The organism is Streptomyces sp. NPDC032126 (assembly GCF_055580085.1).
Genome location: NZ_JBVIMA010000009.1, coordinates 129,234 through 136,490, shown reverse-complemented (window position 1 = coordinate 136,490; position 7,257 = coordinate 129,234). Strand labels below are relative to the sequence as shown.

The 7,257-nt window shown below is 69.5% G+C and carries 7 protein-coding genes and 1 tRNA gene; 1 reads left to right on the top strand and 7 read right to left on the bottom strand.

Translation table 11 applies throughout. The features are described from left to right. Positions 1–181 precede the first annotated feature (181 nt). The 7 genes from ACZ5NW_RS30005 to ACZ5NW_RS29975 all read right to left on the bottom strand — a co-directional run bounded on the left by ACZ5NW_RS30005 (position 182) and on the right by ACZ5NW_RS29975 (position 5,717). On the bottom strand, positions 182–865 hold the full coding sequence (locus ACZ5NW_RS30005) for an LPXTG cell wall anchor domain-containing protein (RefSeq protein WP_468747092.1): 684 nt from the start codon (positions 863–865) through the stop codon (positions 182–184). A gap of 146 nt (positions 866–1,011) precedes the next feature. Further along, complete coding sequence (locus tag ACZ5NW_RS30000) at positions 1,012–1,515, bottom strand: hypothetical protein (RefSeq protein ID WP_468747091.1); 504 nt, start codon at positions 1,513–1,515, stop codon at positions 1,012–1,014. A 43-nt stretch (positions 1,516–1,558) separates the two neighbouring features. Further along, positions 1,559–2,161 carry an aminoacyl-tRNA hydrolase gene (gene pth / locus ACZ5NW_RS29995; protein WP_468747090.1) on the bottom strand — a complete coding sequence of 201 codons (603 nt, stop codon included), beginning with the start codon at positions 2,159–2,161 and terminating at the stop codon, positions 1,559–1,561. 71 nt (positions 2,162–2,232) lie between these two features. Next, complete coding sequence (locus ACZ5NW_RS29990) at positions 2,233–2,826, bottom strand: 50S ribosomal protein L25/general stress protein Ctc (RefSeq protein WP_468747089.1); 594 nt, start codon at positions 2,824–2,826, stop codon at positions 2,233–2,235. A gap of 197 nt (positions 2,827–3,023) precedes the next feature. Next, positions 3,024–4,004: a ribose-phosphate diphosphokinase gene (locus tag ACZ5NW_RS29985; RefSeq protein WP_468747088.1), complete on the bottom strand. Its 981-nt coding sequence runs from the start codon at positions 4,002–4,004 to the stop codon at positions 3,024–3,026. A gap of 76 nt (positions 4,005–4,080) precedes the next feature. After that, positions 4,081–5,529 (bottom strand): bifunctional UDP-N-acetylglucosamine diphosphorylase/glucosamine-1-phosphate N-acetyltransferase GlmU, encoded by a 1,449-nt coding sequence (gene glmU / locus ACZ5NW_RS29980; RefSeq protein WP_468747087.1) that lies wholly within the window; start codon positions 5,527–5,529, stop codon positions 4,081–4,083. Between the two features lie 117 nt (positions 5,530–5,646). Further along, positions 5,647–5,717, bottom strand: a tRNA-Gln gene (locus ACZ5NW_RS29975). Positions 5,718–5,941: 224 nt separating this feature from the next. Between ACZ5NW_RS29975 and ACZ5NW_RS29970 the strand changes: the two genes are divergently transcribed. Continuing rightward, positions 5,942–7,255: a sensor histidine kinase gene (locus ACZ5NW_RS29970; protein WP_468747086.1), complete on the top strand. Its 1,314-nt coding sequence runs from the start codon at positions 5,942–5,944 to the stop codon at positions 7,253–7,255. Positions 7,256–7,257 lie beyond the last annotated feature (2 nt).

Below are 7,257 nucleotides of genomic sequence, written 5' to 3'. Positions count from 1 at the left end.
GCCGGCTATTCCATCGAGTGGCTGGCCCTGCGGGTGCGACAACTGATGCTGCACATCGGCGAACAGGCCACCCCCCCCCCCCCCCCCCCTCCTCCCCCCCCCCCCCTCCCCCCCCCCCCCCCCCCCCCCCCCCCCCACCGCCCTTTGGTCACCGGGCCGTCATACGGCCCTTGAGATCACGTCAGCCCTGGTGCGCGCCCTTGCGGCGCCGGAAGACCAGGAAGCCGCCGCCGGCCACCAGCGCGGCCGCCACCGCCGACAGCAGGCCCACCGGGGCGCCGTTGCCGGTCTCGGCCAGACCGCCGCCGCCACCCTGCTCACTGGGCGCCGAGGTGGCGCCGGGGGCGGTGCTGGAAGCCGACTCGGAGGAGCTGGGGGTCGCCGACGCGGAGGCGCTCGGCGAGGCGGTCGAGGACTCGGACGAGCTCGGCGACGGCGACGAACCGGTGCCGCCCTCGTCCTCGCACTCCACCTTGAACACCTTGTGCTTCGCGGCACCCTTCTCGCCGTCGAAGTTCCAGAACAGCTTGTACTGGCCGTCGGGCAGCGTCAGGTCCTGGGTACGGCCGTGACCGTTGCCGTCGAGGGTGATCGAGCCGGACTTGACCGTCTCGCCCTTCTCGGCGTCGTTGTTCGCCCAGGCATCGATGTGCCAGTCGACCTTCTGGAGGCCGTCGAAGTTGAACGCGTCCAGGTAGAACGAGCACACCTTCGGCTCGTCGCGCTGGTCGGTCTCGTCGGTCGTGGACTTGTGGGTCTTCACATCGCCGTTGTCGCCTTTGGCGGCGAACGCGCCGGCGCCCGCGAACAGCAGCGCGGCGGAGGACGCGACGGCGACGACACCGGCGCGAGTGAGGGTACGCATGGGGCAATCCATCTTCGAGTGACGAAAGGGAAGATGTGGAGGGGGCAGCTCAGCATCCAGCCATGGCTGAAACCTGGTCAATCACGAACAGGCAACACTCAGGTCCGGCGCCGAAAATTCCTTCGGAGAAATAGGTCGGTTCCCGCTCAGATCACGAGAAAAGCCGTCGTCAGCAAGGCGATTCCCGACCCCGCCAGCACCCACGCCCACCGCGCTTGCCGCAGCCCGCCCGCCACCACCACCGACGCCAGCAGCAGCGCCCCGCCGAGCGGAACCCAGGCGTAGAGCACCCCGGCCGGCCCCGACCGCACCACGTCATCGCTGTCCGGCTTCACGACGACCGCGTACGTCTCGCCCTTCCGCACGGCCACCGTGTTCTCGATCTCCACGCGCGCGCGGGCCGACGCGCCCTGCGACGACGGCGTGAAGGGACCGGTGCACACGTCGTCCCCGCACCCCGTCACCTCGACCGTGCCCCGCTCACGCCCCTTCGTCAGCATCACGTGCTGCGCGCTGCCCCAGGACGCCCACACCCCCGCGATCAGGATCAGCACGGCGAGCGTCCCCATCGCCGCGAGCCGTCCCAGCCGCAGCGCGGCGGCCGGGGTCCGACGGGAGGAGAGAGCGGTGGCGGGCATGGCCGGGATCATTCGCCATGCCCGCGCGGACGGTCAACCCCCGGCCGGGTCCGCGTCAGGAGTTGTACGTGCTCTGCGCCCGCTCCAGCCCCTCGATCACCAGGCACTCCACGGCGTCGGCGGCCCGGTCCACGAAGTAGTCCAGTTCCTTGCGCTCCGCCGACGAGAAGTCCTTCAGCACGAAATCGGCGACCTGCATACGTCCCGGAGGGCGCCCGATGCCGAACCGCACCCGGTGGTAGTCCGCGCCCATCGCCTTGGTCATCGACTTCAGCCCGTTGTGCCCGTTGTCACCGCCGCCGACCTTCAGCCGCAGCACCCCGTAGTCGATGTCCAGCTCGTCATGGATCGCCACGATGTTCCCGAGGGGCACCTTGTAGAAGTCCCGCAGCGCGTTCACCGGCCCGCCCGACAGATTCATGTACGACATCGGCTTCGCCAGGATCACCCGCCGGTTCGCCGGTCCGGGCGGCCCGATCCGCCCCTCCACGACCTGCGCCTGAGCCTTGCCGGCGCGCTTGAACCGGCCCCCGATCCGCTCCGCCAGCAGATCGGCGACCATGAAGCCGACATTGTGCCGGTTGCCGGCGTACTCAGGGCCGGGATTGCCCAGCCCGACGATCAGCCAGGGGTCATTGGCGGGGGTCGTCACGTCCATGTCTCCTTGATACGCGCCAGCCGCTGCCCCCGACCGGGAACAGCGGCTGACGAAAACGATGACAGCGAGGATCAGGCCTCGGCGGCCTCTTCACCCTCGGCGCCCTCCTCGGGGGCCTCCTCCGCCTGCGCGGCCAGCACCTGGAGGACGACCGCGTCCTCGTCGACGGCCAGCGTCACGCCGTTCGGCAGCGCGATGTCCTTGGCGAGCACCGAGGCACCGGCCTCCAGGCCCTCCACCGACACCGTCAGCGCCTCGGGGATGTGCGTGGCCTCGGCCTCGACCGGAAGCGCGTTCAGCACGTGCTCCAGCAGGTTGCCACCGGGGGCCAGCTCGCCCTCGGCGTGCACCGGGATCTCGACCGTGACCTTCTCGCCGCGCTTGACCAGCAGCAGGTCGACGTGCTCCAGGAAGCCCTTGATCGGGTCGCGCTGCACGGACTTCGGGATCGCCAGCTCCTGCGTCTTGCCGTCGATGTCCAGGGAGATCAGGACGTTCGGCGTACGCAGCGCGAGCAGCAGGTCGTGGCCGGGAAGCGTCAGGTGCAGCGGGTCCGAGCCGTGGCCGTACAGGACACCGGGAACCTTGCTGTCACGACGGATACGACGAGCGGCACCCTTGCCGAACTCGGTGCGGGTCTCGGCGGTGAGCTTGACCTCGGACATATGAATCACTCCTCGTAGGAAGCGGAAACGGACGGGGTCACCCGGCCACGAACGGCCTGCTACGAAGAGCGCGTCGATAACGGAGGCGTGGCCTCCCTCGCCGAGCAACTGCAGAAGTCTACTCGGCCAGAGAGGCCACGGAAAAATCGATCACTGCGCCCTCGGGCGCGGGCGATCATGCAGAAGCGTTTAACCGCTTACTGCTCGTCGAACAGGCTGGTCACCGAGCCGTCCTCGAACACCTCACGCACCGCGCTCGCGATGGTGGGCGCGATCGACAGCACCGTGATCTTGTCGAGGTCGTCGCTCAGCTCACCCGGCGTCGGCAGCGTGTTCGTGAAGACGAACTCGCTCACCCGGGAGTTCTTCAGCCGGTCGGCGGCCGGACCGGACAGCACACCGTGCGTCGCCGTCACGATGACGTCCTCCGCACCGTGCGCGAACAGCGCGTCGGCGGCGGCGCAGATCGTGCCACCGGTGTCGATCATGTCGTCGACCAGGACGCACACGCGGCCCTTGACCTCACCCACGACCTCGTGGACGGTGACCTGGTTCGCCACGTCCTTGTCACGCCGCTTGTGCACGATCGCCAGCGGCGCGCCGAGCCGGTCGCACCAACGGTCCGCCACCCGCACTCGGCCGGCGTCCGGGGACACGATCGTCAGCTTGTCCCTGTCGACCTTCGCGCCCACGTAGTCCGCCAGCAGCGGAAGGGCGAAGAGGTGGTCGACGGGACCGTCGAAGAAGCCCTGGATCTGGTCCGTGTGCAGATCCACCGTCAGGATCCGGTCCGCACCCGCCGTCTTCATCAGGTCCGCGATCAGTCGCGCCGAGATCGGCTCACGGCCGCGGTGCTTCTTGTCCTGCCGTGCGTAACCGTAGAACGGCACGATCACCGTGATCGACCGCGCCGAAGCACGCTTCAGCGCGTCGATCATGATCAGCTGCTCCATGATCCACTTGTTGATCGGAGCGGTGTGGCTCTGGATCAGGAAACAGTCCGCGCCACGCGCCGACTCCTGATAGCGGACGTAGATCTCGCCATTGGCGAAGTCGAAGGCCTTCGTCGGGACGACCCCGACACCCAGCTGGTGGGCGACCTCCTCGGCAAGCTCGGGGTGGGCGCGGCCGGAGAAGAACATCATCTTCTTCTCGCCGGTCGTCTTGATCCCGGTCACAGCACTGTCTCCTCAGAGGTTCGCAGCTGGATGTGCACTTATCACGGTACGCCGTGTTCGACGCACCCGATTCCGGTCAGTCTTCGCTCTCGCCCTCGCGGGAGGCCGACTCGGCGGCCTTCGCCGCCGCACTGCCCGGACGCTTACGAGCCACCCAGCCCTCGATATTCCGCTGCTGACCACGGGCCACGGCCAGCGAACCGGGCGGCACGTCCTTGGTGATCACGGAGCCGGCCGCGGTGTACGCGCCGTCCCCGATCGTGACAGGAGCCACAAACATGTTGTCCGAACCGGTGCGGCAGTGCGACCCGACCGTCGTGTGGTGCTTCTCCTGGCCGTCGTAGTTCACGAACACGCTCGCCGCACCGATGTTCGAGTACTCGCCGATCGTCGCGTCGCCGACGTACGACAGATGCGGCACCTTCGTGCCCTCGCCGATCGACGCGTTCTTCGTCTCCACGTACGTGCCCACCTTGGACTTCAGCCCCAGGCGCGTACCCGGCCGCAGATACGCGAACGGGCCCACCGACGCCTGCGGACCCACCACGGCGCTCACCGCCACCGTGTTGTCCACGCGCGCCCCCGCGCCCACCGTCGTGTCCGTCAGCCGCGTGTTCGGGCCGACCTCGGCCCCCTCCGCCAGATGTGTGGCGCCGTGCAGCTGCGTACCCGGGTGGATCACCGCGTCCTGCTCGAACGTCACCGTGACATCGACCCAGGTGCTCGCCGGGTCCACGACCGTCACACCCGACAGCATCGCGGCCGTCAGCAGCCGGTCGTTGAGGATCCGCCGCGCCTGCGACAGCTGCACCCGGTTGTTGATCCCCGCGATCTCCCGGTGGTCACCGGCCACCGAGGCCCCCACCCGGTGACCGGCCTCCCGCAGGATCCCCAGCACGTCGGTGAGGTACTCCTCGCCCTGGCTGTTGTCCGTCCGTACCTGCTTCAGCGCCTGCGCCAGCAGCGCCCCGTCGAACGCGAACACACCCGAGTTGATCTCCCGGATCGCCCGCTGCGTCTCGGTGGCGTCCTTGTGCTCGACGATCGCGGTGACGGCGCCGGAGACCTCGTCGCGCACGATCCGCCCGTACCCCGTGGCGTCCGGCACCTCGGCGGTCAGCACGGTGACCGCGTTGCCGTCGGCGGCGTGCGTGCCGGCCAGCCGGGTCAGCGTCTCGCCGGTGAGGAGCGGGGTGTCCCCGCACACCACGACGACGGTTCCGTCGATGGTCCCGCCGAGCTCTTCGAGGGCGATGCGGACCGCGTGCCCGGTGCCGTTCTGCTCCTCCTGGACGGCGGTGCGGACGGCGGGGTCGATCCCGGCGAGATGCGCGGCGACCTTCTCGCGGGCGTGCCCGACGACCACGACGAGGTTCTCGGGGTCCAACTCGCGGGCGGCGGCGAGAACATGACCGACGAGGCTGCGACCGCAGATCTCGTGCAGGACCTTGGGTGTGGTCGACTTCATACGGGTGCCCTCACCCGCTGCGAGAACGACGACGGCGGCCGGGCGAATGGCGCTCACGGGGTTTGCCCTTCGGCTTTGGATGAGTGGGGGTGGACATCCGCAGGATACCGGGGCGTTTCTCGACCGACATGAGTGCGGGCCCTGACTGTCCTGTCAGGGCCCGTACGGGCTGAGCTCCCGGGGAAGGAATCGAACCCTCATTCAATGGACCAAAACCATTTGTCCTGCCATTAGACGACCCGGGAGGGTTTGCCTGTTGCGTCCGATTCTCTAGATCGGCGGCAGGCGCAGCCCCTACTATGCCGTACCGGCCGCCCTCGCCGCGACGGTACAAATCGGCACCCCGGACCTTGTTCAGCGGTTCGAGTGATACCGGGCGGTTTCGCAGTTATTCGATTACGGAGTGTGGTCCCCGCCGGGCGCAGAAACTCGCCGGAAAAGCCGGGGTGGACGCCCGTAGGCTGGATGCATGACCACGACGGGGGAAGACCACGAGGCGGCCCGGTCAGGGCCGTGGTGGTGGGCGAGGTGGCGCAGTGCCCTGCTGGACGGAAGTCTGGCGGTGGCGTCGTCGCTGGAGTGCGCGGTGGAGGGGATTCCGTTCGCGCGGGACGCGGGGATTCCGCCGGCCATGGGGGTGGTCTTCGGCGCGCTGGCGGGCGGCGTGCTGCTGTTCCGCCGCAAATGGCCCATCGCCGTCGTCCTGGTGTCCATCGCGATCACACCGGCCCAGATGGGCTTCCTGATGGGCATCGTCGGCCTCTACACCCTCGCCGCGTCCGAGCTGCCCCGCCGGATCATCGCCTCGCTGGCCGGAATGTCCCTGGTCGGGACGATGATCGTGACGTTCGTGCGGGTGCGGCAGGACATGGCGCGGGGCGATCTGACCCTGGGCGACTGGTTCGTACCCTTCGCCGCGGTCACGACGTCGCTCGGCCTGACCGCTCCCCCCGTCCTGCTCGGACTGTACGTGGGTGCCCGGCGCCGGCTGATGGAGAGCCTGCGGGAACGGGCGGACAGCCTGGAGCGGGAGCTTCAACTGCTCGCCGAGCGGGCCGAGGAGCGGGCCGAGTGGGCGCGGAACGAGGAACGGACGCGGATCGCCCGGGAGATGCACGACGTGGTCGCGCATCGGGTGAGCCTGATGGTGGTGCACGCGGCGGCGTTGCAGGCGGTGGCGCGCAAGGACCCCGAGAAGGCGGTGCGCAACGCGGCGCTGGTCGGGGACATGGGGCGCCAGGCGCTGACCGAGCTGCGGGAGATGCTGGGGGTGCTGCGCAGCGGGGAGGGTGAGCGGCGGGAGCGGTCGGCGGTGCCGCTCGCGGCCGTGCGCGTCGCGGCGGCCGCGGCGGCGTCGCGGGCCGTGGAGGAGGAGGGGGCGGCGGAGGGGCCGTGTCTGTCGGACGTGGACGAGCTGGTGGGGCAGTCGGCGGCCGCGGGGATGGTCGTGGATCTGTCGGTGGAGGGCGAGGTGCGGGCGTACGCGGCGGAGATCGAGCAGACGGCGTACCGGGTGGTGCAGGAGGCGTTGACGAACGTCCACAAGCACGCGGCGGGGGCGAAGACGTATGTGCGGCTGGCGCATCGGGTGACGGAGATCGCGATGCAGGTGGAGAACGGCCCGCCGCCGGAGGTGGGTTCCGCCTCGTCGGCACGGCTGCCGTCGGGGGGGAACGGGCTGGTGGGGATGAAGGAGCGGGTGCTGGCACTGGGCGGGGTCTTCGTGTCGGGACCGACGGACGCGGGCGGCTTCCGGGTGTCGGCGGTGATTCCGGCGTCTTAGGG

What these genes read in the sequence shown, in the direction of transcription:
- ACZ5NW_RS30005 (WP_468747092.1), bottom strand. Translation starts at nt 865, where the DNA reads ATGCGTACCCTCACTCGCGCCGGTGTCGTCGCCGTCGCGTCCTCCGCC.
- ACZ5NW_RS30000 (WP_468747091.1), bottom strand. Translation starts at nt 1,515, where the DNA reads ATGATCCCGGCCATGCCCGCCACCGCTCTCTCCTCCCGTCGGACCCCG.
- pth (WP_468747090.1), bottom strand. Translation starts at nt 2,161, where the DNA reads ATGGACGTGACGACCCCCGCCAATGACCCCTGGCTGATCGTCGGGCTG.
- ACZ5NW_RS29990 (WP_468747089.1), bottom strand. Translation starts at nt 2,826, where the DNA reads ATGTCCGAGGTCAAGCTCACCGCCGAGACCCGCACCGAGTTCGGCAAG.
- ACZ5NW_RS29970 (WP_468747086.1), top strand. Translation starts at nt 5,942, where the DNA reads ATGACCACGACGGGGGAAGACCACGAGGCGGCCCGGTCAGGGCCGTGG.